Consider the following 25,970-nt stretch of genomic DNA (forward strand, 5'->3'; position numbering starts at 1 on the left):
TCAAAACACACTTGTATTAGATCAGGTGGGTGTAAAGGAAATGCAATATTTCTTTACAAACAAAAATAATTTCGGGTTAAATTTAGCAGGCAAACATGACGATCACAGCCGAACAACTCGTTGAGAATTATCATATGTCCGAACACCCGGAAGGAGGGTTTTTTGTTGAAACCTACCGCGCGAGTGAGTTTCTTCAGGAGGAATGTTTACCACTTCGCTTTCGCGGGGAAAGAGTCTTTTCAACCGCGATTTATTACCTGCTCCGGGGAAATGAATATTCCGCATTTCATCGTATTCATAGCGATGAGCTTTGGCACTTTTATTACGGTTCGTCTTTGAACATTTATATTCTCGATCCCTGGGGAAATTTTGAGTTGATAACATTGGGAGCAAATCTTTCAAACGGAGAAGTTTTTCAGGCGGTAGTAAAAGCAGGACACTGGTTTGCTGCCCATCCCGTCAATACAGATCATTTCTCTTTTGTCGGTTGTACCGTTGCTCCTGGTTTCAGCTTTGAAGATTTTGAAATTGCCGATCCCGCAAACCTGTCGGAGCAGTTCCCGAAGTATACTGATATGATCTGGAAATTCTCTAAACGTTGAAAGTAAAACGTATAACGTTGAACGTTAAACGTTAGCTAACGCGGTTGTTAGCGATTGTGATAATTTAAGACCTGGTATTTCCGCGGTAAGAGTTTAAAATATTTCAGGACTTTTGCCTAAGCGAACTCTAACGTTCAACGTTACACGTTTTACGTTCTACGTCACTTGGTCATGTACATCTTATAAATCACAAAAGCGAGTACTACCATACCAATAACAGTTACAGTCGCGACGATCAGCCAGGCGGGGAAATACAGATTGGCGATTCTTCTCTTCTTCTTTCTATCCTGGATTCGTTTCTTGAGTTGGTTATCCAGTTCGCTGATGATGGTGGCGATCTTTTGTTTGTCTTTCAATTCACCTAATCCCTCGAGGGCATCGTTGAGAAAAGGGGAGTCGTTCAGGAAAGATTCCACTTCATGCTTTTCAGCATCGGACAATTTCCCCTGCAGATAATCCATCAGTTTTTTCTGATCGATCCTTTCCTTATTGGCCAGTATGTCCTTCCAGTTACCGTTCATGGGCCTTGATGCGTTTTTCCAGAAAAATCCGCAGGTTTCTTTTACCGTTCTGAATATAACTCTTTACCTGCATATAATTAAATCCGGTTTTGTCGGAGATCTGCTGATAGGTTTGTTTCTCCAGGTAGAAAAGCATGATACATGTTTTCTGTTCGGGAATCAATTCCAGCAATGCTTCATTCATATCTGAATATTGCTGATCGCGAAGAATATGCAGCAACTGAATATTTTCGGGCTCTTCTGTCAGCAATAAATTTTCATGTACTTCCACCAGTTTCCTGTTCTTTTCCCGCAGTTTCATCAGGCAGTGATTCTTTGCAATCGTGTACAGCCAGCTTTTAAAATACTCTATCCTGTATTTTGGAATTTCTGTTAATGCTTTCAGAAATATCTGCTGCACGGCATCCCTTGCTTCATCTTCATTCTTCAGGTATTTCATGCAAACACCAAAAAGCAATAATGTATATCGTTGGAGTAATTCACCGAGCCAGTGATTGTCATGAGTTGCCTGGTAGTGTTCAAGCAGCTCGGTATCGGTCATATGGTTGAAATTCGAATGGGGCACCAGATGAAAATAAGGGTTTTCTCTCTGATGAGATGCTAAGGGTTAGTGAATTCCATAAAAGTGAGATTGAGTAAGGAGGGAGCAGCCGGGCAACAGGAAGCTGAAGAGAGAAAAACAAACAGAGAACGGAAACAGTGAGTAAAAGGCAATGGAGAACACAGAGCATGGAATACAGAATAGAGTAAGTAAACGCGCCTGAAAACAGAAAACTGAAATGAAAAGAAAATTCAATATTTAAAGCTTGTTAATGGTAGAGACGTGATGCATCGTGTCTCTACGATTAACAAGCAAAAGGAAGACAGGTAGAAAATCTGATACTGAAATCAGGATCTCTGCATAGTATCTGCTGCCTGGAAGAGAAACAGAAAACAGAAACGGAAACAGTGAAGAAAGCAAAATGACCTGACTTCTAAATCTCCTGCCTGCTGCCTCCTATGAACTATGAACTATGAACTAAGAACTAAGAACTATGAACTAAGAACTATGAACTAAAAACTACTTCTTATCAAAAAACAACATCTTGATAGCAACAATGATCATAATCACAGCAAACACTTTCTTAATATTTGCCTCGGGTAAACTGAGAGAGAATTTACTTCCAAGATAACTGCCGAGAACAAAACCGATAGCAAGCAATCCTGCATACCGGAAATCGACATACCCTCTTTTGTAATAATTAAGTACACCCAATATGCCAACAGGAAATAACATTAAAGCCAGTGATGTGCCCTGTGCCTGGTGTTGAGAGAATGCGAGAAAGTATACCAGCGCAGGAACAATGATTATTCCTCCGCCGACGCCCACCATACCTCCAAGCATTCCCGCAGCCAGACCGGTGAGGATGATCACGATGATGGTATGTGTCGTCATGGGAGGCTTATCGGGGTTTTGCATGCATCAATGCTTATACGTTTCCTTGTAGAGTGTTAATGCATCTGTAATGATCTTCAAAGCTGTGGCTTTATCCTGGAATTCTTCCACGACCACCGTTTTATTCTCGAGTTTTTTATATTCTTCAAAAAAGTGCCTGAGTTCATTGAAGAAATGTCTTGGCATCTCTTCGATGTTTTTGATATAATTCACACTGGGGTCAGTGTGTGCCACCGCAATGATTTTATCGTCGGCATCGCCGCTGTCGACCATCTGCATGACACCGATTACCCTGGCTTCCACGAGACAAAGTGGTTGAACGCTTACACTTGACAATACAAGGATATCCAGGGGGTCCTTATCATCTCCCAGTGTCTGAGGAATGAAGCCATAATTAACCGGGTAATGAAATGAAGAATGAATCACGCGGTCCATTCTGAGCAAGCCGCTGGGTTTATCGATTTCATATTTCGCCCGTGCGCCTTTAGGGATTTCGATAACACCATTAACTATACGAGGAGCCTGATCGCCTGGATTTACGCCGTGCCATGGATGGAGAACTGTAAGCATATCTTTCTGTGTTTTGCAAACCTAATAAAAAACAATTGATACAATAAACTGATATACAATCATTTTATTATCTGAAAACCCAGAAAAACTGCACCGATGCCCGTGACCAAGCTTATTGCCGTGTAGGCAAACGCATAAACGCCAGCACCGGTTTTGAGCAGTTGCATGTTTTCGAAAGCAAAAGCTGAGAATGTCGTGAAACCTCCACAAAACCCTGTAGTGAGAAAAAGAACAATTGAAGGTGAAAGGGGTTGCTGACGTGCAGCGAGCGCATAGAAGATGCCGGTTAAAAAACAACCGGTAATATTTACAAAGAATGTACCCCAGGGGATCAACGCTGGAAAATGTTCGTTGATCCATTTGCTCAGCAGGTATCGGCACACCCCACCAGCGGCACTTCCGGCAGCTATATAAAGAACGTTCCTGATCATTTCAAACTATCTTCCAGTGACCTGCCGGAAAATGTATAACTGAAATCCACCCACCATTCGCCATTGTGTTTTACTACGCGAACGTCGGCAGGATGTTTTTCAAATGAATTGGCGTAGTTGATCACGGTAACACTGTCATTCAGCTCATCCACTTTGTTGATCTGGATCGATGCCGATTTCAATCCAAGCCTTTCGTTCTCCGGCCTTTTCTTCATGTGTTCTGTAAACCTTTCGAACAGCTGCCTGTCTTCTGCTTCTGGTAACACAAATAATTCTGCCTTGGTATAATCTCCATCAAGTACTGCACGAACAAACTCACGCCCTGCATCCAGTGCGTCTTCCGGTTTTTTGAAACCTTCAGGACCGCCACAGGACAGGCAAAAGGCAACAGGCAGCAGGCAGCAGATGAATGCAATGATGCTGTAGTTTGGAATCAGAGGTTTCATTCCTTTAAGGTTAAAATATTTTTTTTGCGAAATATTTTCAAAGATGTTCTGCATTACAAATTCGTTATAATACAAAGAAAGGAAACCTTTATAAGATTTCCTTCAATCACTTTCAATTGACAAGATCACTGCCCAAAATTACTGCGGTTGATTGCTTTCTTTATCGTAAGCTCTGATAATCGCTTTAACCAAACGGTGACGAACAACGTCTTCTTCATCCAGTTCGATATGAGCTATACCGTCAATATTCTTGAGAATCCGGATGGCTTTATCCAGACCGCTTTTCTGATTTTTTGGCAGATCCACCTGGCTGAGATCACCGGTGATAATGGCCTTCGCATTGGCACCAATACGTGTCAAAAACATTTTGATCTGGAGATCGGTAGCGTTCTGCGCTTCATCAAGAATGATATAGGCATGATCCAGCGTACGGCCACGCATATACGCTAACGGCGCAATTTCAATGACGCGTGTACTCATATAGTATCCGAGCTTATCTGCCGGGATCATATCATCCAGCGCATCGTATAATGGACGCAGATACGGATCGATTTTCTCTTTCAGGTCCCCGGGAAGAAACCCCAGACTTTCTCCAGCTTCAACTGCAGGACGTGTCAGAATGATTTTCTTGACCATCTTATTCTTCAATGCGCGAACCGCAAGTGCAACAGCAGTATATGTTTTACCGGTACCTGCGGGACCAATAGCAAAGATGATATCATTGCGATCACTCATCGTCACCATCTTCTTCTGATTCGCTGTGCGCGCCCGAACCGATTTGCCATTCGGTCCGAATACCAATACCTCATTGGGGTTGCGCTCAACGAAATTGTCTACCGTTTCGGCGTCATCACCGCCGAGTATCTGTTCAAAATAATTTTCACTGAGATGTCCGTTGCGTTCAAGGTATTGAATCAATAATTCAATTTTTTCCCTGGCGCTTTCGATTTGTTCCGGTGCTCCGCTGAGTTTGATCTGTGTACCTCTGCTGAGGATTTTGAGTAGGGGGAATTTCTTTTTGAGAATGTCCAGCTTTCCGTTATTGACCCCGAAAAATTCAAGGGGATTAACGGATTCAAGGTTAATGATAGTTTCTGTCAATTTTCCTGTTTTAATGTTCACAATGCTTATCTACTGACGAGGAACGGACTATAATTCGTCTCTATCCAAATATAATCAGGATTGAGCGTACTCTTTCAAAGTTACTTATTAACAGCGTGTGGGAAAACTTAAAGTTTAGGCAGCAGGCAGCAGTGAGCAGGCCGCAGATATTCCGCAATGAAGTTGAGTATAAGCAAACAATATCTAGACAAAATGGTTCAAATGAAAACAAAGTTTGTATGCAGATTAACTATCGGCATGGGGCGGCACCGGATAGGGGTGATCAATATTTAAAATGTGTGAAAATGATGTTGCTGATATTTAACAAAAACCAAGATTGAAAATTTGTTTGCTTTTGTGAAATTATCTGTTGCGTGCTGCCTGAACAGAATACGTAATACAGAATACAGGAAGACAACTGAAAACTGAATTTGCCACACGAAATAATTTAACGACGAAAGCGGGCTACTTACTGCTTACTACTCACTTCTCAGATCCACCACCGCATTCGCATTCGCCGCTTTCCATGTTTGTGAAATAATGGTACACAACCCCAGCAACAATAACAATGCAAAACAAAGCACAGCGCTGCCAATGCCAAATGAAACGCGGTTTGCAAATCCCTGCAGGAAGAAGAATGCAGCAGTATACCCGATCGGCACTGCTATAAAGCCCGCAATGAATAATAGTTTTACAAATCCGGTCGATAAAATCCTTAAAACCTGTTTCACATCTGCACCAATAATTTTCCTGATGCTGATTTCTTTCCGTTTGGTTTCAACTGTATAAATCACCAGGCCAAGCAATCCAAGTGTGGCAATGGATATTGCCATAAAGGCGAGATAGCCTAGCAATGAAATGGTGGCCGATTGGGAATTGTTTTTCTCCAGAACTTCCGCCAGCCATACAGGAGTAAATTCCTGCTTTGGCGAGATCGTTTTTAATGTTTGAGCTATTTCAGAGGGCAGCATCTTGTTATTTTGTGCATTCGCTTTCACATAGAGATAATGATATTCTTTTTGTTTTGACATTATAGCTAATGCTTTTACGGGCCTTCCTGCGCCTTCGTAATTGAAATCCTGCATTATTCCTGCTACCTGCAGGCTCGTACTGTCATTTATTTTCACCAGGCTTCCGATAGCCTTATTGAAATCTTTAAATCCGAAAGCAATAGCGGCTTGCTGGTTGAGCAAAATATATTGATTGTTATTTGCACCATCCGGAATATTTTTTCCTGCAACAATTTTCAGATCCATATCGCTGATGAAAGATGGTTCAGCATAATAATAATTCATCTGGAACGCATCCGATTTGTCTTCGCGCCACGCAGTTGTTGACTTACCATTGAATCGTGCTGCGAGTGTCGATGACATCGCTGAAACGGATTCGATGCCGGCTATCTGTTTTATTTTTTGCGATGCTAATTCATCATCAACACCTTCGAGTGGAACAACAATCACATCGGCCCTTTTATACCCGGGATCAACATCTGATAAATAGGCAAACTGCCGGTAAAATGCAAGCAGAAAAATAATAATGGTAAGAGAAAGACTGTATTGAAAAACCACCAGTGTTTTTTGCAGACTTACCTTACCAACAATACGTGCTGTAACCATGTTCTTCAGCACACGCAGAGGTTTAAATGAACTCAGTATCCATGCCGGTGCGATTCCCGCGAGAATGCCTGTCAGCAATACATATAAAACACACCAGAGATAGTAACTCCGGTTCAGATGAAAGGTTGAAGGAATAAATTCATAGCCATCATTGAAAGGTGCGTAGTGCAGGATAAAAGAGAGCAGCACTGAAGCAAATCCAAAGGCAAGAATGGAGACAATAACGGATTCGAAAATATATTGCAGAAAAACCTGGTAGCGTTTTGCGCCGGCAACTTTTCTTATACCAACTTCTTTTGCCCTTGTGAGTGCGCGGGCAATATTCAGGTTGGTATAATTGAAGGCGGCAGCGAGTAAAACAATCAACGCAACTCCGATTTCAAAAAGCATTTTCGACCATGAAGTGCCCCTGCCAATATCATTGTATAATTGTTCACTTCCTGGAGTGATATCATCCAGGGCCTGCACGCCATAATTGACTTTGCCTTCCTTATTAATTTTGTTGAGTTCTGCCGATACCTGCGCTAATTGAATTTCAAGACTTGCTTTTTTGGCCGATTTATTCAAATGGACGTAGGTATACGCATTGTCCATCCCAAACCAAAGAGAAGATTTTTGAGGAAGTTTATCGGAACTTTCCAATACAGGTACTGTTGCCATTGATGCCCATGCTTCATATTCGAGGTGCGATCTTGAAGGTGGTTCAGTCATGACGCCGGTAACTTTATAATTCACGCCATTCGTCATATTGAAAATTTTCCCCATCGGGTTTTCAGTCCCGAAGTATTTTTTTGCGGTGACCTCTGAAAGAACCACAGCGTTGGGCTGGTCCAATGCCGTCTTTGGATCTCCATATTTTAGTGTAAATCCGAAAACTTCAAACAATGATGATTCAGTGAATGCACCATTTAAATTTATTTTCTTGCCTTCTGCTTCGGCTTCACCATTGAATGCCGGATAGATATTTACCGAAGATGCTATTCCGTTAAAATCATTCCTTACCTTTTTCAACAAGGGTAAAGGGGTACTCGCCATTTTCCAATGTTCACCAGTAGTTTTTTTGAATTCACTGATAATGCGAAATGTACGATCCGCATCGGGATGGAAATTATCGAAACTGAACTGGTCCTGCATCCGAACCATGATCATCATTCCTACTGACATAGCCAGACCTAAACCGAAGACATTAATGAAAGAAACCAGTTTATGCTTCCGGATACTTCTGATGGCTACTTTGATATAGTTCCTGATCATGATCTTTCTTTAAATGCCGGTTTACTACGATTTCAATGCCGGAAAGTTAATTTACTGAAATTCAGCCAGGTAGTTAGCAATTTCTGAAGGTGATGAACGATAATGATACATCCTGTGTACGGATTATTAAACCTGATGTGTCTCCGCGCTGATTCCTGACCTGACAGGTCCCGCAAGCGATTTGAAATTTAAAATTACCTGTCCGGAACTGTCAGGTCTGATTCCTGTCAGGTTTGTAACTTACTTCGACCTTTAAAATCTTACCATTAATTTCAGATTCAATAATCTTGGAGTAAGTCTGTTCGGAATTGTGTAGTAAGTATTGGAAAAATCCTTTATCAGCATGTAAGAAATCGTGTTGCGGCGATCCAGCAGATTGAATATTTCCAGACTTGCCCAGATATTATCGAGTCCGCGAAAAGGATTATGGCTTCTTCGTTTTGATTTTTCGCTATCCATCAGTAAAACACTGAAACCGATATCCACCCTGAAGTAGGGTTCGATAATAAGCGCATTTCTGTACTTCACGCTACCGGGAATATTATACGGCATATTGGTACCATACAAAGTATTCAGATGAACTTTGAAATTTTTATTGGTACTTAGATAATCCTGGAAGAACAATCCAAATGTAATCAAACGATCCGTAGGCCTGCGGAGCCAGCCGGGATAAACGATTGAACTGTCAGTGACAGTCTGATCTTCCGTGTTTCCGGTTATTAACTGTCCGTCTTTATTGTAGTAATTGTAATAATAGTCGTCCTGCAGGTTCTCCATGGTTTTCATTAATCCAATACTCAGCCAGCTTTCTGCATCTTTCACCCATTCACCTGCAATACGCATTTCTATTCCTGTCGCGTAGGCTTTGGCGTTATTCTCACCAAAATAACGAATACGAACATTGTCGATATCATAAGGTACAACATCGCGCATTCCTTTATAGTATGCTTCTGCACTCAAACGGAACGGCCTGTTCCAGGCGAGAAACTGATAGTCCGCACCGAGAACCACCTGCCAGCTTTTTTGCGCAAGCAGGGATGTGTTCAGTGTTCCGTCATATCTTCTTAACTCCCTGTAAAAGGGCGGCTGATTATAGGATCCAAACGCAGCTTTAAAAATGATATCCTTTTCCCATTTGGGTACCCAGGAAAACTGAAGGCGCGGCGATACAAGAAATTCTTTGTTCAGGCCATTGTAATTGAAACGTACACCTGCCTGCGCTGTGATCCCTTTGGATTCGCTGATAACAATGTTGTCCTGGAGAAATCCTGAAAATTTATCGATATTAAGATCCGCTGAAGATTTAATGACATCATACAATGGAAGGCTTCCGGGAACATAAGGCAGGGTATATCCTGCCGAGTCTAGTCGCTCCCATTGATTGAGCTTATCGTTGATCAGTGTTTTATCATAAGAAACTCCCCATTGAATCAGATGCTTCCCTTTACTCAGCTGACCGCGATGAGAAAAATTGTAATCAGTGATGTCAAGCGTATTTCTTGCAAACTGGTGATAGAGGCCAGCACCCAGCGGATTAACTATCGTTCCGAAAGTGGGTTTACTTCTATCGAAGTCTCTTTCGCCAAAAAGATAAGCGCCGATGATATCGTAATTTTCTTCTTCGTTGTTTTCAAAACGACTCACCATCCATTTCAATCGTAAGTTTTTATTCACCTGCTGAGTTGCTGATAAACCCAGCATATGTGTTGAATAACGATCTTCTTCGCTTCCTTCAAAATAAATATCAACTCCCAGGTTTGCACTGAAAAGCGGTGAAAAAACAGAAGAAGTCAACTGAGAAAATTCCGGGATGAATGTGAATTTCGTTCTTGAGAAATTTCCAAAAAATTCAAGCTGCCATTTTGGTGTGAACTGCCAGCTGAACAAACCCTGTATATCTGTCGACGAAGGAATATAAGCGCCCTTGGTCTCCTGCGAACTCAGCAGGTTCCTGTTTGTTCTTTGTCTTACGCCAAGCAGGTAATTGAATTTCTGATTTTTAGATGCGCCTTCCACATGGAAGCCCTGTTCCAGTAAACTCAGATAAGCAGAACCCCCAAATTTTTTAGGCTTCTTATACTGAATGTCCAACACACTACTCATCTTGTCTCCATACCTGCTTTGAAATCCGCCATTGTAAAAGCTTACTTTTCCTGCCAGTTCAGGATTGATAAAGCTGAGGCCTTCCTGCTGACCGCTTCTTACCAGGTATGGACGGAACACTTCAAAATCGTTTACATAGATCAGGTTCTCGTCATAGTTGCCACCACGCACTGCATACTGAGAAGTAAGTTCGTTATTGCTCCCCACAAATATTTTTATCAGTGCTTCGATGCCACCTGTGGCGGAAGGCATCTGAAATGCATTTTTGGGATTAAGTCTGATCAGGCCAATTTCTTTTCTATCCGGTTGTGCGCTTACAATTACTTCTTGCAGCGTACGTGTACCTTTTTCCATTCGCACAACAATTCTTTCCTGTTCCTTATCGCTCAGGTAAAAATTTCTTTGCTCGGTATTGTAGCCGGAATAAGAGAAAATTATCGCAAAAGCTTTATCGGCGGGAACTTTTAATTCGAATGTTCCGGAGTCTGTAGTTACCAGCCCGGTTTGTCTGCCCAGGATTACTACTGAAACCTTTGCCAGCGGTTGCTCATTTTCATCGATCACCTTACCACTAACGGTAGCCGATTTTTTCTGACCAAAACAAACGGCAGAAAATACTAGGAAAAAGAAGAAAAGAAAAGGTTTCGGTTTCAGCATCAGCCTATAAACGGAATATAATCTTCAATATTACGCAAAACGTTTTACGTTCAACGCTTTACGTTTAACGTTAATCTTCCTAAATTGAAATCCTAAAACGATTGATAATGCGACGAATTTACGTTCTCCTGTTGCTATCTGTATTTTGCTTCCTGTTTTCCTGCGGCGGAAACAAAGAGAAGAAAGATGACGCCGTTGTGGTCGAAAAGTATAAAAAAACCGGAAGTTTCGAAGTTCTCGATCCTGCATTCCTGGACCTGGTGGATACCAGCGCCGGGATTGAAATCCTCGCTGAAGGTTTTGATTGGAGCGAAGGTCCGGTTTGGGTAGACAAAGGCAATTATCTTTTGTTTTCAGATATCCCGCCAAACAAGGTGATGAAATGGAGTGAGGAAAAGGGCCTTGAAACTTATCTCCATCCCGCTGGATATACAGGGAAAGATCCACGCGCTGGAGAATCCGGATCGAATGGTTTAATCATTGATGCGAATGGAAACCTGGTTTTGTGTCAGCATGGCGACAGAAGAGTCGCGCGCATGGATGCTCCTTTGGATTCTCCCAAAGCTGTTTTCATATCTCTGGCCGACAAGTTTGAAGGCAAAAGATTAAATAGTCCGAACGATGCGGTATTTCACAAAAACGGCGATTTGTTTTTCACTGATCCACCATACGGATTGCTGAAAAATGTAGATGACTCTTCAAAGGAAATTCCATTCCAGGGAGTATACCATGTGACAAAAGATGGAAAGGTGCAGCTTGTAACGAAGAACATGACAAGGCCAAATGGTATTGCTTTTTCTCCTGATTATTCAAAGCTTTATGTTGCTAATTCAGACGAAAATGCAAAAATCTGGAACGTGTTTGATGTTGCTGCGGATGGTACAACTTCCAACGAACGTCTGTTTTATGATGCAACAAAAGAAACAGAACCCGGAGGACCTGATGGATTGAAAGTGGACGGCAAAGGAAACCTTTTCGCTACAGGTCCTGGTGGCGTGTGGATTTTCAATGCTGAAGGAAAACCGCTGGGTAAAATCAAACCTGGACAGCTGTGCGCGAACGTAGCTTTTGATAGTAATAAGCAGACATTATATATTACTTCTGACCCTTGGCTAACCAGGATTAAACTGAAATAATTTTTTTGCGGTTTTTTTCACCAGGAAATAAGTTTAAAAAACTTTTCTCACCGTGAAAATACCTTTGCCGGAATTTGACGATTTCTAACTTCGCGAAAAGGTATCCGACACTTTGGATGAAACTTCAGAAGCAATGCGTTCTGAAGAAGTGTCGGATACCTTTTTCGGTATTTTGACATTTTACAATCTTTGATACTTAATCATCAGTTTATTTGTATTTAATGCAAGGTTAATATAGTATGGATGCGCAATAAACCATTATTATGGCTGATCATTATTACTACGATTATCCGTTGTATTGCATCATCCCTTGTTGAAACTGGAAATGATGAAGCCTATTATTTTATTTATGCTCTCGATCCGCAATGGAATTATTTTGATCATCCTCCGTTCGTAGCCTGGATCATCAGGTTGTTTACCGCAAATCTCTACTGGGTGAATGATTTTTCCATGCGCCTTGGCGCTATTGTCTGCGCTGCAATTGCAACATTACTTATTTATCAAACCGGAGTATCGATCGGCAATAAACGAACAGGTTTTATTGCAGCAGTTTTGTACAATACATCAATTTATAATGGAATTATTGCCGGGCTTTTCATTTTACCTGATTCACCCGCTGTTGTTTTTTGGCTTGCATCGATTTATACGATGATCAGGTCAGTAATTACTGATGAGAAAAATCCGGGCAATAAAAATTTGATTTTTTTCGGCCTCTTTTCCGGACTTGCGATATTAAGCAAAGTACACGGAGTTTTTTTGTGGCTGGGATTTCTGATTTTTTTGCTGATGTACAGAAGAGATTTCTTTGGCAGATATCAGTTATACATATCTCTGGCAATGACTGCTGTTGTAATATCGCCCATACTGATCTGGAACGTCAATCATGAATTTATCAATTGGTCTTTTCATAGTGAAAGAGTTGAAGTGAGAGCATTTAATTTGAACTGGTCCACTTTATTTACAATGATATCTGGCCAGTTTTTTTACAATAACCCTATGAATGTCATTCTTATTGTACTTGCATTAATATCGATGCGCCGAAGTGCAATAAGGCCGGGAAAGCAAATTGGTTCGCTTCTTTTGTGCTTAGGATTGCCTCTCATTTTCGTTGCAACAACCATATCCGTGTTCAGGGAAACATTACCACACTGGAGTGGTCCGGGATTTATCGCTTTGATAATACTCGCCTCATATGGAATTGATCGTTTAATCAATACAGGGCGAATGCGATTCTGGAGAAGAGCATTGCTTATATCGGGCTCGTTTTTTCTCTTTGTCCTGGTGGCAGGAATAACGGCAGTTAATTTTTTCCCCGGAACTATGGGTGAAAAAAAACCTGAAGAAAGAGTAGGTTCAGGGGATCCTACGTTAGATATGTATGGATGGAAAGAGATAGTACCGGTAGTTAATTCTATTCGCAGTAGTGATGTGGAAAGAGATACAACGATGTTGAATGCACCACTTGTAATCAACAAATGGTTTCCCGGTGGCCATCTTTGTTATTACCTCACTTATCCGTCAGGCATGCGGATTGTTGGCATTGGTGATCTTAATGAAATCCATCAGTTTGCTTTCCTTAATACCAAGCAGGGTTTTTTGGAGCGAGGGGAGAATGCATATTACATTTCGATCTCCAATTATTATTATGATCCACATTTATTATATGCCGAAAAATTTGAAAAAATTGAATTGATTAAAACCATTCCTCAATACCGAAACGGAAAAATTTCGAGGAATTTCTTTATATACAGATTGATCAATTCAAAAGAAGAGCAGGGGAATTATTTCGGGAATAAAAATAATGAATCGGATAACTAACTTTTCAACGCAAACCTGGTTACGTTTTTCAACTTGGTAATTTCCTGTTTTGGATCTTTTGCACTGAAAATGGTATTGCCCGCAACCAATACATCGGCACCGGTCTGAACAATTTCTTCCGCGTTGCCGGGCGTTACGCCACCATCAACTTCAATTAATACATTGAGATTATCGTGATCAATCTTTTCCCTGAGTGTCGCAATTTTTTTCAATGTATGCGTAATAAACTGCTGACCACCAAATCCAGGATTTACACTCATCATATTTACAAGGTCAATTTCTCCCAGGATATCATACAACATTTCAACCGGTGTATGTGGATTGATAGCAACTCCCGCTTTCATGCCAAGACTTTTAATCTGTTGGATATTCCTGTGAAGGTGAGGGCATGCTTCAATATGTACACTGATGATATCTGCGCCAGCTTTCTTAAAAGCCTCAACATATTTTTCTGGCTCAACAATCATCAGGTGAACATCGAGAGGCTTTTTTGTAGCTTTCCTTATTGCGGCAACTACCGGTATACCATAACTGATATTAGGTACAAACCGACCGTCCATGATGTCCAGGTGATACCAATCGGCTTCACTCTCATTCAGCATCCGGCATTCGTCACCAAGCTGAAGAAAATTTGCTGAAAGAAGTGAAGGAGCGATGATGGCCATGGTCAGTAATTTTAAAGTTGCAAATGTATAAATTCAATCGGCAGTTATTTTTCCAGGTTTTTCAGGCGGTCTTCAGCCTCTGCTATTTTATCATCAAGACCGAGTGTTTTCTTATAAAATTCGATGGCTTCCTCTTTTTTATCCATGGCCTCATAAGTCTTGCCGGTCCAGAAATAGGCATCTGCGTTGGTATTAGAAACAGTTCTTGCCTTTTCAAATATTTTCAAGGCTTCTGCATATCGCTTCTGATTGTATAAAAGAATTCCCTTTTCCAGGTAGGCATCGATGAACGTGTAATCGTATATGATACATTCATCATAAGCCGCCAGCGCTTTTTGAATTTGCCCGATATTACTGTAATAAAGACCTCGCAGGTACATGGCGTTGGTTTTCATCCGGGGATCGGGTGATTTTTCCATAAAGGATGCTATACCCAATGCTGAATCATTTTTCATGTCAGCATAGATGAACCCTACTTCTAAAAGCAGATCCGGTTGAGCCGGCTGTGCATTAAGCGAAGCCCTCAAGGTCGACAAAGCTGAAGCTGTGTCACCAATACTAAGGTAAAGAGAAGCTTTCCGATTGTACCAAAGTGCATTCGTACTGTCCACCGTCAGCAACGAATCATACATATCGATCGCTTTTTCAGCTTTCCCGGCATTTTCATAAGCGTCTGCAAGTTCAAGCCTGATCAAGGGTGAATCCGGGTAGGATGAGACTTCCTTTTCAAGATGGGCGATATTTTGCGAAGTGCTGTCGGCAGGTACGACCTTGTTCTCGGTGTTTCCGCAGGAAAAAAAACCAGGAAACAAAAATGAGGTTAGCAACCATTTGCTGTATTTCCGGATGTATATCAAAATAAATCTCTGTTTAAACTGTGACAATTTTCTGACAAAGTCAAGGCTATTGCCTGATAACTTCGCGGCAAAATTAACCTTTCCCATGTCAGGTGCAAAAAGTCGCTTTCTGATTTTAACAGTAGCCGCAATCGTATCCGTAGCAATATTTTCAACTGCATTCAGGCCTGGCGCCGCAAGCGAAACCCATGTAAAAGCTGATACATTGCAATACCCTGAAGAAACTCATTTTAAAAATATACAGCAGCTCACATTTGGCGGTGATAATGCGGAAGCTTATTTCAGTTTTGATGGAAAATGGTTGATTTTTCAGAAAACAAGTGCAAAGGAGGGTATCCCCTGTGATCAGATATATATAGGAAAAGTACCTGTAAAAGATGATGACAAGTTTATTCCGAAATTGGTGAGTACGGGTTTAGGTAGAACGACCTGCGGGGCTTTTTTGAAAGATGGAAAACATATTGTTTATGCTTCAACCCATCTTGGTTCAGTTGATTGTCCTCCGGTGCCGGACCGTTCAAAATACGGCAACAGGTATATCTGGCCGGTATATGAAAGTTTTGACATATTCAAAGCCGATCTGACCGGAAAGATTGTAAAGCAACTGACCAAAACCAAAGGGTATGACGCAGAAGCCACCATTTCACCTGATGGAAAGAAGATGATTTTTACGTCTGCCCGTGATGGTGATCTTGATCTTTATGTAATGGATCTTGCTTCAGAAAAAGTAACACGCATTACAAACACGTTGGGTTATGATGGTGGCGCCTGGTTTTCTCCTGACGGGAAAAAAATCATCTGGCGTGCATCAAGACCATCGACCCCGGAAGAAGTTTCTGAGTACAAGGCTTTGCTCGCTGAAAACCTGGTTGCGCCTACACGCATGGAGGTATTTGTTGCCAATGCAGATGGATCCGAAGTGCAGCAGGTGAGTAAATTCGGCCAGGCCAACTGGGCTCCGGCGTTTATGCCTGATAGTAAGAATATTATTTTTTCTTCTAACCACGAATACAAAAGAGGCTTTCCATTCAATCTGTATATTATGGATGCCACAGGTGGTAATCTTACTAAAATCAGCCGCGACAAAGGATTTGATGCTTTTCCTATGTTCAGTCCGGATGGTAAGAAAATCGTTTTCTGCAGCAACAGGAATAACGGAGGAACGAGAGATACGAATATTTTTATTGCGGACTGGGAGAAATAAGGCCGAAGGCCGAGAGGCGAGTTGACTCAGGCAGGAGATGGGAGGCAGGAGAATTAGGCGGTAGGGTATAGTGACAAGCATGCCCCGGTAATAGGCTCCCGCATATTCGAAAGTTGTTGTCCATATCTATATAGTTAAGTTTACGTGTAGCTTCCATATTGCTTGACCATCTGCCTTATACGGTTTGTACGCGGAAGAATTATAAAAAAAATTGTCATAAACTTTCGTTGATTCAATTCTGCAGAACTTTTTAAAGTTCAGGCTGTATACTAAGAACTTACCACTGACTCTCCTGCCTCCGTTCTCCTTACTCCCCACTTTTCATTACTTTCGCGAGCAAAAGCTCCACATATGCAAACAGGTCTGGTTCATCTGCATAATTTTCTACGTTGGGTAATCATTATTCTATTGCTCGTTTCCATTTTCAAAAGCTATGCTGCATGGAAATCAGGTCGCAGCTTCACAGCTGGCGATAAACGTTTGTGGTTGTTTACAATGATTTCTGCTCACGTCACTTTGTTACTGGGCATTGCGCAATTGCTGGTGGGCCGTTTCGGCATACTGACCACCAGGGTTCCGGAAGGTGTGTCTGTGATGAAAGACAAGTTCTTTCGTTTTTTCTGGGTGGAACATCCGGTGCTGATGCTGATCGCAATTGTATTGATCACTATCGGCCGCGGACAGTCGAAAAAAGCAATACCGGATACTGTAAAATTCAAAAAAGCATTCTTGTTTTTTCTTATTGCGCTGATCGTTATTTTCCTTGCTGTTCCCTGGCCATTCAGAGTGGAAATTGGAAGGCCTTTGTTTCCGGGAATGTGAGGAGGAAGTTGTTAGTTGTTAGTTCTTAGTTCTTAATTGTGAGTGATAGGATGTGCGGATGAATAGCATTCAGTACCGCAAAAACATAAAAGAACTGCCGGTGAAATTTCACCGGCAGTTCTTTTACAATATCAATTTAAAAATCCACGGCAATTGCTCAGGTTCACTACGTCCTAAGAACTAAGAACTAAGAACTGAGAACTAAGAACTATGAACTATTCCTTCACCGCTGTTGTTGCTGGCGGTGGGTTTTTCTTCCATACCCCATCATCGAGTTTTCTCGCAGCAGGATATACTTCATCAAGTGTTGCCCCATCATACAATCTTCCGTTTTTTACCACCCATTTAATGGTGTTGGTATTACGGATATTTTCCAGAGGATTTTTATCCATGATGACCACGTCCGCCAGTTTGCCTGCCTCAAGAGAACCGAGTTCCTTATCTAGACCAAGCGCAGTGGCACCTAGAATAGTAGCCACCTTCAACGCATCGTGAGTACTCATTCCACCGCTGGCTACACTCCATACTTCCCAATGATAGCCGAGACCCTGCAACTGACCATGGCTTCCGATACCAGCCAGACCGCCCTGGCTGACAATCGATTTAATTCCCTGCGCATGTTTAGGGAACACATGATCTTCAGGAGTGAACCAACCTCCAAGTCCACCAGCGCGGCGTCTTGCTTTTGCAGACAATTCTTCATACGGAGTAAAGTGATTCAGTTTCTCATCTTTCAGCGGGCTCTCTTCTGTATAGTAATAGTTCTCAGCCCATGGTCCGCCATAAGCAACAAGCAAGGTAGGTGTTACTGCCATCTTTGATTCAGCGATGGTTTTTGTGACATCGGTATACAGCGGGAAGATGGGAATGGAATGCTCATGACCAGGATAGCCATCAAACATCTGGGTCATGTTCAGCTTGTAATCAAGACCACCTTCAGTAGTTGGCATCAGGCCCTGCTCTTTTGCGGCCATGATCACCCATTGCCTTGCCTGGCGGTTTCCTACCAGGTACATTTTAATATAATGCGTGTTGTAATATTTGCTGTATTGTTTCAACACATTTCTGGTTTGTTCGAGCGAACTCAGGTTATACATCCAGAATCCTACACCAGGTCCTGTACTGTAAATACGCGGACCTACAGTTACTCCGGCATCTACCATATCAGCATAGGTGAGTACATCAGTTGTCGCTGTCTGAGGGTCACGTGTGGTGGTAACTCCATAGGCCAGGTTCGCTGCATAAATCCAGGGCTGCGTTTTATGCAATCCCCAGTATGGCCACATGTGGGAGTGGGTATCGACAAATCCCGGTGTCACTGTTTTCCCCGTACAGTCGATCACTTTGGCGTTAGCCGGCACCGTTAGTGTACCTGTTTTGCCTACTGCTTTTATCCTGTTGTTTACTATCAGCACATCTCCACCTTCAATGATTTCATCTCCTTTCATAGTGACTACTCTTGCATTTTTCAGAAGGATGGTACCGTTTGGCATGTCTTTCTGATAATAGACTTTTACCTGCACTTCGTCAGCTTCATATTTGGGATTTTTCAGTTTCGCTTCAGCAATACTGTCTTTACGTGCTTTCGCCGTATCGAGTTTCGCTGCCGCTTTCAATGAGTCTGTTCTTTTTTTGAACAATGAATCTGCGAGCTTTTTAGCATCCGGTCCTGCTTTGGTGAGCGCTTCAACGCTGTCTGCTTTTCGTTTTTCTTCTACTTTACGGAAAGCCTTAACCGAATCCTCAAAGAAATCAGCTCTTGCTATATCATATACCCAATGACCATTACCCAATGACCAGTGTACTTTCTTCCCATTGGCTTCCCACGCAGGAAAATCTCCGCCGATCTCAGTCAGTTGCCTGGAAGGGAAATTGGCAGATTTTGCATCGGCCACATTGATATTCACAACTTTTCCAGGGGATGGTACAGTAACGACATAGATATTATTGTTTACCTGTGCCAATGCATAGTTTCCTTCCGGGGCCATCAGAATTATTCCTGCCGCGCTCGGCGTATTCTGCGGTTCTCTCATACTCGCACTTTCAGGAAGCATACAATAGTTCAACGGATCTTTGGTCATCGTGTAACGACCCATCACGTACTGAAACCCGTTGTTGTGTGAATCTTCTCCATCGGCAACAGATCCATAAGTAGTGATACCGGTTACATTCACATACGTTTTTTCATCTGTACCGTCCCACCGCATAGAGATCAGACTACCTGCGCCCGTATTGAGCCAGACTTTAGAGGAATCTTTTGTAAAATGGATATTGCCTCTGTTGCCGGCCATGTCAATAGTAGTAATTGCTCCACCAGATGCAGGTATCCATGCAATCTCGCCTTCAGCACCGCTGTAGAAAGGATCTTCTGCATCCTTGAACAATCTCTTCGGGGCCTTAAAAAATGCGATCCTGTTGTTATAACTCCATGCCGGCTGAACATAGAATGCAGATTCAGTAGTAAGTTTAGTTACGGTTCCTTTGCCTGCGGAATTGTATTTATAAAGGTTTCCACCCTCTTTTTCATCCCAGGTAACGAAAACGATCTGTGTACCATCGGGGCTCCATGCCGGCATCGCTTCTGTAAAATCGTTTGTAGAAACACGTTTGGGAGTTCCGTTGGGATAATCCATCACATATAAACGATTCAGTACAGTGAAAGCGAGTTTCTTACCATCCGGAGAAGGAACCGCATCGCGGATCTGCTGCGCGAGCGCATGCGATGTGTCTTTCACTTCGTAATTGAAATAAAGACGTGGGCCGAGCTCCAGGCGAACATTTGCATCAAAAGGAATTTCGGATGCAGCACTACCGTCAACGGGTAGCCGCCAGATTTTCCCACCATAAGATGCGATCAGCACTTTGCTGTCAGGAGTAAATGACATGCCGGGAAGCACACCCTGTGGTGCAATAGATTCCTGTTCGTCGCGCTGTACCGGGTAAGCCAGCCATTTTTCTTCACCGGATTTGATATCCCGGATGATCAGTCCTGTTTTATCCTGGTAACGACTTCCATAAACGAGCCACTTGCCATCAGGGGAAAGTGTTGGTGTAAATGCGGAACCGTACCTGCTGGTAATGGTATTGAGTCTTCCTTTTTTACGATCGTAAACACCGATCTCGTATTGGGGAAGCAACGCATTATAGTTCCATGAACCGAAGCGCTGACTGTAATACACGAAATTGCCATCGGCACTCATCGCAGGGTCGATGGTTTTCATTCCCGCTGGTTGGTCGTTCAGCTGTATGCCACCCCCGCCATCTTTGTGGAACATCCATAATTTCGGAATTCTTCTGCCACGTGAAGCGATGATATAATTTCCATCTGGCGTCCATTCCGCTGAGGGGAATTCGTTGGTACGATCTTTTGTCAGCTGTACAGTATCCTGTTTTTCAGTATCGATATACCAGATATTATCTGCACCTGATCTGTCGCTGGTAAACAGAATTCTCTTTCCGTCAGGACTGAAGCGGGGATGCGTTTCGTAGGCAATACCTGTCGTCACAGGTTTGGCGGTACCACCCTCAATGGGCATGGTATAGATATCTCCCATCAGGTCGAAGGCAATGGTTTTACCATCCGGACTTACATCCACACTCATCCAGGTTCCTTCTTTTGTATTGAATTTGATTTCCCTGGTGGGTTTAAGAGGAAGGTCCTTAATTGCGGTGAACGCAATACTATCTTTCTTTTTGGTTGTATCGTTGAGTGGCGGGGAAAGAGAAAACTGATTTAGTTCCGGGCCTAACGGACGGTTCGAAAATGCATACCAGGATCCGGTTAGAACCAATCCGGTAGTAAGAAGCTGAAGAAAATTCTTGGTCATGACAGAAGGTTTTGAAAATGGAATTTAGGTAACCCTGACAATAAGCGGTGCAAAGATTTTGAAGAAATCGACTTTAGAGTTATAAACGGTTTTTATTTTGAAGATTTACCCAGATACCACAGTGATGAGTTGGCGTAAATGCTTTTTAGATTACGATTTAATAACCGGTACTTCATCTGAAAAACGGGCAGGAAATTGTATTTTGTGCTGTATTGATTGAAGCATTCTGATATCTTATGGGCAAATACAAGAACCTCATTGTTTATACCACAACGATCGTGGGGTTTTCCGCGATTATGTATTTTGTCTTCCGGAAAGGTGTCGCTCTTCAGGCTACACATGCGGTTAAAACACCGGTTGGCGGCGGCAGTTCGTCCTGGGCTGATTTTATCGATACAATACAGCATAATGTTGCTTACCCGCTGGCGATACTTTTATTGCAGATTCTTGCAATTATCATAGCCGCACGCATATTTGGATATCTCTTCAAGAAAATAAGGCAACCGTCGGTTATCGGTGAGATTGTTGCAGGTATCGTCCTGGGACCTTCTGTTGTCGGTTTTTTATGGCCTGAGTTTTCTGCTTTCCTTTTTCCCGCAAAATCACTTCCTAATCTGCAGTTCCTCAGCCAGATCGGTTTGATTCTTTTTATGTTCGTAGTGGGGATGGAGCTCGATCTGAATGTAATTAAGAAGAAAGCAAAAGACGCGGTTGTAATCAGTCATGCGAGCATCATCATCCCTTTTGCATTAGGAGTGGTGCTGTCGTATTTTGTATATACACAGTTTGCGCCGCAGGGAATTAACTTTCTTTCTTTCGCTTTGTTTATGGGCATTGCTATGAGCATCACTGCATTCCCGGTACTGGCCAGGATTGTACAGGAACGTGGATTATCAAAAACAAAGCTCGGTGCCATTTCGATTACCTGCGCAGCTACAGATGATATCACTGCCTGGTGTATTCTCGCAGCAGTAATCGCCGTTGTGAAAGCAGGTTCCGTATTAAGTGCAGTATACACCATTATTATGGCACTGGCTTATGTAATAATAATGCTGAAAGTTGTACAGCCATTTTTAAAAAGATATGGAGCTAAATATTCTGACAAGGAATCGTTGAGTAAGCCGGTCGTTGCGGTATTGTTTATCATTATGCTATTATCTGCCTATGTCACTGAAATCATCGGTATACATGCTTTGTTCGGAGCGTTTATGGCAGGTGTGATCATGCCTGCTAATGTCAACTTCAGAAATCTTTTTATTGAGAAACTGGAGGATGTTTCCCTGGTATTGCTGCTTCCATTGTTTTTCGTTTTCACAGGACTGAGAACACAGATTGGACTATTGAACGAGCCATATCTATGGAAAGTCTGCGCTTTGATTATTGCAGTTGCTGTTACAGGAAAATTTGTAGGCAGCGCCCTGGCAGCAAAATTTATCGGGCAAAACTGGCGTGATAGTTTGTCGATCGGGGCTTTGATGAACACGCGCGGACTGATGGAGCTTGTTGTATTGAATATTGGTTACGATCTTGGTGTACTCAGTCCGGAAATTTTCGCGATGCTCGTGTTGATGGCGCTGGCTACGACATTTATGACCGGCCCGGCACTTGATCTGATAAACAAGTTCCTGCCTGAAAAGGAAACTCTCACCCCGGAACAAATTCTTACAGAAGCCGGCAAATACAAAATACTCGTGTCTTTCAGCAGTCCGCAGAAAGGTATTTCACTCATGAAACTTGCATACAGTTTTATAAGAAAAAATCCCGATCAGTCGGGTGTTACCATGCTTCACCTTTCACCGAGCAATGAATTGAATACTTATAACCTTAAAGAATACGAGAGGGAAAGTCTCGAACCCATAGAAGAGGAAGCAAAAAAGCTAAATCTTCCGGTAACGACGATGTTCAAACCTTCACTGCAGATCGAAAGTGAAATCACGCAAACAGCAAATGTTGGTCATTTCGATTTATTGCTGATTGGATTTGGTACAAGCGTGTTTGAAGGAACCCTGCTGGGAAAAATTCTGGGTTTTACTACCAAGATCATCAATCCCGAAAGACTGTATGATACTATCACCGGTAAAGAGAAATTGTTTGAGCATTCAGCATTTGAAGATCGCATCAAGAATATTGTAAAGGCTTCAAAAATTCCCGTCGGAATCTATATTGATAAGCAAAGAACAAAATTCAAAAAGGTGATTGTTCCCATATTCTCTATCAGTGATCATTTTTTACTGATCTATGCACAAAAACTCAACAGGAATAACCAGTCTGTCGTAACTGTTGTTGATGCAACTGGCGTTATCCGCCAGAATCCTGAGTTCCGCGCTTCTGTTTTCGCGATGGAAGAAGACTCCTCGGGAAAATTCATTTTGCTTGAGGATAACGATGGACTTCAACATTCATTGATGGATCAGCAGGATCTGATGCTGATCAGTTACGATAACTGGCGCAATGCCGTTGAGCAGGAACAGGAGTGGTTGGGGAATATTCCTTCGGCGTTGATAATAAAACCGTAGTTGTCGGTTGTCTGTTGTCAGAAAAATACAGTGTCATTTAGTGACATCGACCATCTTCCAGATGCCATCAGGTTGCCAGATCACGATGATTTCTTAGTCCGAGACATCATTTTATTTTATAGACTTACAGCCTAAGCGGAGATAATAGCAATTGGATTTCAACAGTAATATACTGTAGTGCTATCCCTTTCTCAATTTTGAGAATCGAGCTTAAAAAAGTGAAGGTCCCGCTATTGTATAAAATCGATGCTGATCAGCATTTGTGCTTCTGGCTAAACCTTCTGCTATATTGGAACAGATGGAAATGGCGCCCCTGCGCATTTAAGATTTAATGCCATATTCTTCAGATTCATGAAAACTTTTCATTAATTCATAAATGCTCTCAACCAGATCCATTGACTTACTCCACACAAAAAATTTTTTATGGTTGCAATACGACTTAAAATTTATTTGTCGCAAGCAACAAAAAAGTATTGTCTGATCCTGTTGAAAATATCGGGTCTCAGACGTTCTTACTCTGTTTCTTGAGTGAAAAATACCTGCCCCTGTTTTAATAATTCCATCGGTCTGACAACCGACAATTACTTTTTCACCAATTCAATCACTTCCGCATTCCTAATATCATTTCCATCAATTACAAAACGCACAAGCGTTTGCACTTTATGCCATCCCTGGATTCCGGCAGCGCCGGGATTAATATGAAGACAATTGAATTTATCATCGTAAATGATCTTCAGGATATGTGAATGACCCGAAATGAAAAGTTTCGGCCTGCGAAGCAGAATTTCTTTTTTAGCCAGCGGACTGTATTTTCCGGGATAACCCCCGATATGGATCATCAAAACATCAACTCCTTCCGTTTTCCAGCTAAGTACTTCAGGAAAACGGCTACGGATATCATAGCCATCAATATTACCATAAACACCTTTCAATGGTTTAAACGCTTCAATTCTGTCGGCCAGTTCTGCATTTCCGAAATCTCCTGCATGCCATATCTCATCGACATCTTTAAAATGATGAAATACTGCATCATCGAGATAATTATGTGTATCTGATATCAGACCAATCTTCGTCATTGCGGAAAGTTACGTTATACGTTGAACGTTTAACGTTGAACGCCTGCCCGCCAGCAGAGGCAGGTTCAACCTAACTTCGTAATTTGCCCCTTCAACAACGCAAGCAATAATGCCTTACTATCATTCGCTGGGTACCATTCCTCATAAAAGACATACACAGTTTCGTAAACCTGATGGAAGTCTTTATTCAGAACAGCTTTTTTCGACTGAAGGTTTTTCCAATGATTATTCGCTGTTGTATCATTGTCATCCTCCCACAAAAATTATTGAAGCGGAACCTGGTTATTCAGTAGCACCTGATATTGCTGAAGAAAAAATGCTGAAGCACCGTTGCTTCGAAGGTTTTCAATTGAAACCGGGCGGAGATTATTTACAATCACGGGTACCTGTACTCGTAAACTCAGATTGTCACCTGGTGCTGGCAGCGCCAAATAATGGAACCGGAGATTATTTCTATAAAAACGCGGATGCAGATGAATTGATTTTTATTCATGAAGGCAGTGGTGTGTTGCATACGGTGTATGGCGAGATTGCTTTTGAATATGGAGATTATTTAGTCATTCCACGTGGAACGATTTACCAGATCAACTTCGAAACGGAAAACAATCGTCTTTTTATTGTTGAATCTTTCAGTCCGATTCGTTTTCCAAAAAGATATCTAAGCAAGTTTGGTCAGTTAATGGAGCATGCGCCGTTTACAGAACGGGATCTTCGCGCGCCATCTATACTTAGAACATTTGATGAATCGGGCAATTTCGTTATCCGGACGAAAAAGAAAGGGATGATGTATCATCTGCATTATGGTACACATCCGTTTGACGTGATAGGGTGGGATGGATGTTGTTATCCTTTTGCTTTCAGTATTCACGATTTTGAACCGATTACCGGCCGCGTTCATCTTCCGCCGCCTACTCACCAGACATTCGAAGCCAATAATTTTGTTGTCTGTTCATTTGTTCCGCGCATGTACGATTATCATCCGCTGGCAATTCCCGCTCCTTATAATCACAGCAACATTGATAGTGATGAAGTATTGTATTACGTTGATGGAGATTTTATGAGTCGTAAAAATGTTACCCGCGGGATGATCACACTTCATCCTGCAGGTATACCGCATGGCCCGCACCCGGGTGCCGTAGAAAAGAGCATAGGCAAAAAAGAAACCGGAGAGTTGGCTGTCATGGTGGATACTTTTCATCCGCTGATGATCACACGCCAGGCTCTGGAGCTGGAGAAAACAGATTATACGATGAGTTGGGCCGAGTAGGGTTACGTTGAACGTAAAACGTAAAACGTAGAACGTAAAACGTAGA

General features: G+C 42.2%; 21 protein-coding genes. 7 read left to right on the forward strand and 14 right to left on the reverse strand.

Features of this window, described 5'->3' with window-relative positions; all coding sequences use genetic code 11:
- Positions 1 to 95 precede the first annotated feature (95 nt).
- Positions 96 to 602, forward strand: a complete 507-nt coding sequence (locus tag P2W82_RS18590; protein ID WP_336517433.1) for a cupin domain-containing protein — start codon at positions 96 to 98, stop codon at positions 600 to 602.
- Positions 603 to 763: 161 nt separating this feature from the next.
- On the opposite strand, the gene P2W82_RS18595 is transcribed toward P2W82_RS18590, so the two are convergent.
- The 9 genes from P2W82_RS18595 to P2W82_RS18635 all read right to left on the reverse strand — a co-directional run bounded on the left by P2W82_RS18595 (position 764) and on the right by P2W82_RS18635 (position 10,736).
- Entirely contained in the window at positions 764 to 1,123 is a 360-nt protein-coding gene (locus P2W82_RS18595; protein ID WP_336517434.1) for a hypothetical protein, read from the reverse strand.
- Positions 1,113 to 1,664, reverse strand: a complete 552-nt coding sequence (locus P2W82_RS18600; RefSeq protein ID WP_336517435.1) for an RNA polymerase sigma factor — start codon at positions 1,662 to 1,664, stop codon at positions 1,113 to 1,115. Before P2W82_RS18600 ends, P2W82_RS18595 begins: the two co-directional genes overlap by 11 nt.
- 519 nt (positions 1,665 to 2,183) lie before the next feature.
- Positions 2,184 to 2,582: a sulfite exporter TauE/SafE family protein gene (locus P2W82_RS18605; RefSeq protein WP_336517436.1), complete on the reverse strand. Its 399-nt coding sequence runs from the start codon at positions 2,580 to 2,582 to the stop codon at positions 2,184 to 2,186.
- 3 nt (positions 2,583 to 2,585) lie between these two features.
- Positions 2,586 to 3,128, reverse strand: a complete 543-nt coding sequence (locus tag P2W82_RS18610) for an inorganic diphosphatase (RefSeq protein WP_336517437.1) — start codon at positions 3,126 to 3,128, stop codon at positions 2,586 to 2,588.
- A 59-nt stretch (positions 3,129 to 3,187) separates the two neighbouring features.
- Positions 3,188 to 3,559, reverse strand: a complete 372-nt coding sequence (gene crcB / locus P2W82_RS18615) for a fluoride efflux transporter CrcB (protein WP_336517438.1) — start codon at positions 3,557 to 3,559, stop codon at positions 3,188 to 3,190.
- Positions 3,556 to 4,005 (reverse strand): nuclear transport factor 2 family protein, encoded by a 450-nt coding sequence (locus P2W82_RS18620; protein WP_336517439.1) that lies wholly within the window; start codon positions 4,003 to 4,005, stop codon positions 3,556 to 3,558. Before P2W82_RS18620 ends, crcB begins: the two co-directional genes overlap by 4 nt.
- Positions 4,006 to 4,143: 138 nt before the next feature.
- The gene (locus P2W82_RS18625) at positions 4,144 to 5,106 is read right to left on the reverse strand and encodes a PhoH family protein (RefSeq protein WP_336517440.1); all 963 of its coding nucleotides are present in this window, start codon (positions 5,104 to 5,106) and stop codon (positions 4,144 to 4,146) included.
- Positions 5,107 to 5,585: 479 nt separating this feature from the next.
- Complete coding sequence (locus P2W82_RS18630) at positions 5,586 to 7,976, reverse strand: ABC transporter permease (protein ID WP_336517441.1); 2,391 nt, start codon at positions 7,974 to 7,976, stop codon at positions 5,586 to 5,588.
- A 252-nt stretch (positions 7,977 to 8,228) separates the two neighbouring features.
- The gene (locus tag P2W82_RS18635) at positions 8,229 to 10,736 is read right to left on the reverse strand and encodes a TonB-dependent receptor (protein ID WP_336517442.1); all 2,508 of its coding nucleotides are present in this window, start codon (positions 10,734 to 10,736) and stop codon (positions 8,229 to 8,231) included.
- A gap of 107 nt (positions 10,737 to 10,843) precedes the next feature.
- On the opposite strand from P2W82_RS18635, the gene P2W82_RS18640 reads away from it, so the two are divergent.
- Positions 10,844 to 11,872: an SMP-30/gluconolactonase/LRE family protein gene (locus P2W82_RS18640; RefSeq protein WP_336517443.1), complete on the forward strand. Its 1,029-nt coding sequence runs from the start codon at positions 10,844 to 10,846 to the stop codon at positions 11,870 to 11,872.
- Positions 11,873 to 12,115: 243 nt separating this feature from the next.
- On the forward strand, positions 12,116 to 13,690 hold the full coding sequence (locus P2W82_RS18645; protein ID WP_336517444.1) for an ArnT family glycosyltransferase: 1,575 nt from the start codon (positions 12,116 to 12,118) through the stop codon (positions 13,688 to 13,690).
- Here P2W82_RS18645 and rpe read toward each other — a convergent pair.
- Together rpe and P2W82_RS18655 are read right to left on the reverse strand one after the other, a co-directional pair.
- Positions 13,687 to 14,355 carry a ribulose-phosphate 3-epimerase gene (rpe, locus tag P2W82_RS18650; RefSeq protein ID WP_336517445.1) on the reverse strand — a complete coding sequence of 223 codons (669 nt, stop codon included), beginning with the start codon at positions 14,353 to 14,355 and terminating at the stop codon, positions 13,687 to 13,689. The two genes, P2W82_RS18645 and rpe, sit on opposite strands and share 4 nt — an antisense overlap.
- A gap of 44 nt (positions 14,356 to 14,399) precedes the next feature.
- Positions 14,400 to 15,212 carry a tetratricopeptide repeat protein gene (locus P2W82_RS18655; protein WP_336517446.1) on the reverse strand — a complete coding sequence of 271 codons (813 nt, stop codon included), beginning with the start codon at positions 15,210 to 15,212 and terminating at the stop codon, positions 14,400 to 14,402.
- An 85-nt stretch (positions 15,213 to 15,297) separates the two neighbouring features.
- Between P2W82_RS18655 and P2W82_RS18660 the strand changes: the two genes are divergently transcribed.
- Both P2W82_RS18660 and P2W82_RS18665 read left to right on the forward strand, forming a co-directional pair.
- Positions 15,298 to 16,416: a TolB family protein gene (locus P2W82_RS18660; RefSeq protein ID WP_336517447.1), complete on the forward strand. Its 1,119-nt coding sequence runs from the start codon at positions 15,298 to 15,300 to the stop codon at positions 16,414 to 16,416.
- A gap of 351 nt (positions 16,417 to 16,767) precedes the next feature.
- Entirely contained in the window at positions 16,768 to 17,238 is a 471-nt protein-coding gene (locus P2W82_RS18665; protein WP_336517448.1) for a hypothetical protein, read from the forward strand.
- Positions 17,239 to 17,453: 215 nt separating this feature from the next.
- On the opposite strand, the gene P2W82_RS18670 is transcribed toward P2W82_RS18665, so the two are convergent.
- Positions 17,454 to 21,065 carry an amidohydrolase family protein gene (locus tag P2W82_RS18670; RefSeq protein WP_336517449.1) on the reverse strand — a complete coding sequence of 1,204 codons (3,612 nt, stop codon included), beginning with the start codon at positions 21,063 to 21,065 and terminating at the stop codon, positions 17,454 to 17,456.
- A gap of 236 nt (positions 21,066 to 21,301) precedes the next feature.
- Between P2W82_RS18670 and P2W82_RS18675 the strand changes: the two genes are divergently transcribed.
- Entirely contained in the window at positions 21,302 to 23,581 is a 2,280-nt protein-coding gene (locus P2W82_RS18675) for a cation:proton antiporter (protein WP_336517450.1), read from the forward strand.
- Between the two features lie 210 nt (positions 23,582 to 23,791).
- On the opposite strand, the gene P2W82_RS24835 is transcribed toward P2W82_RS18675, so the two are convergent.
- Positions 23,792 to 23,902, reverse strand: coding sequence for a four helix bundle protein (locus P2W82_RS24835; RefSeq protein ID WP_419555724.1), 111 nt, complete (start codon positions 23,900 to 23,902; stop codon positions 23,792 to 23,794).
- Positions 23,903 to 24,162: 260 nt separating this feature from the next.
- Positions 24,163 to 24,657, reverse strand: a complete 495-nt coding sequence (locus P2W82_RS18680) for a metallophosphoesterase family protein (protein WP_336517451.1) — start codon at positions 24,655 to 24,657, stop codon at positions 24,163 to 24,165.
- 109 nt (positions 24,658 to 24,766) lie between these two features.
- Here P2W82_RS18680 and P2W82_RS18685 point away from each other — a divergent pair, with 109 nt between their 5' ends.
- Positions 24,767 to 25,924 (forward strand): homogentisate 1,2-dioxygenase, encoded by a 1,158-nt coding sequence (locus P2W82_RS18685; protein WP_336517452.1) that lies wholly within the window; start codon positions 24,767 to 24,769, stop codon positions 25,922 to 25,924.
- Positions 25,925 to 25,970: the final 46 nt, after the last annotated feature.

Origin of the sequence: Pollutibacter soli (genome assembly GCA_029269725.1) — a bacterium.
GTDB lineage: Bacteria > Bacteroidota > Bacteroidia > Chitinophagales > Chitinophagaceae > Pollutibacter > Pollutibacter soli.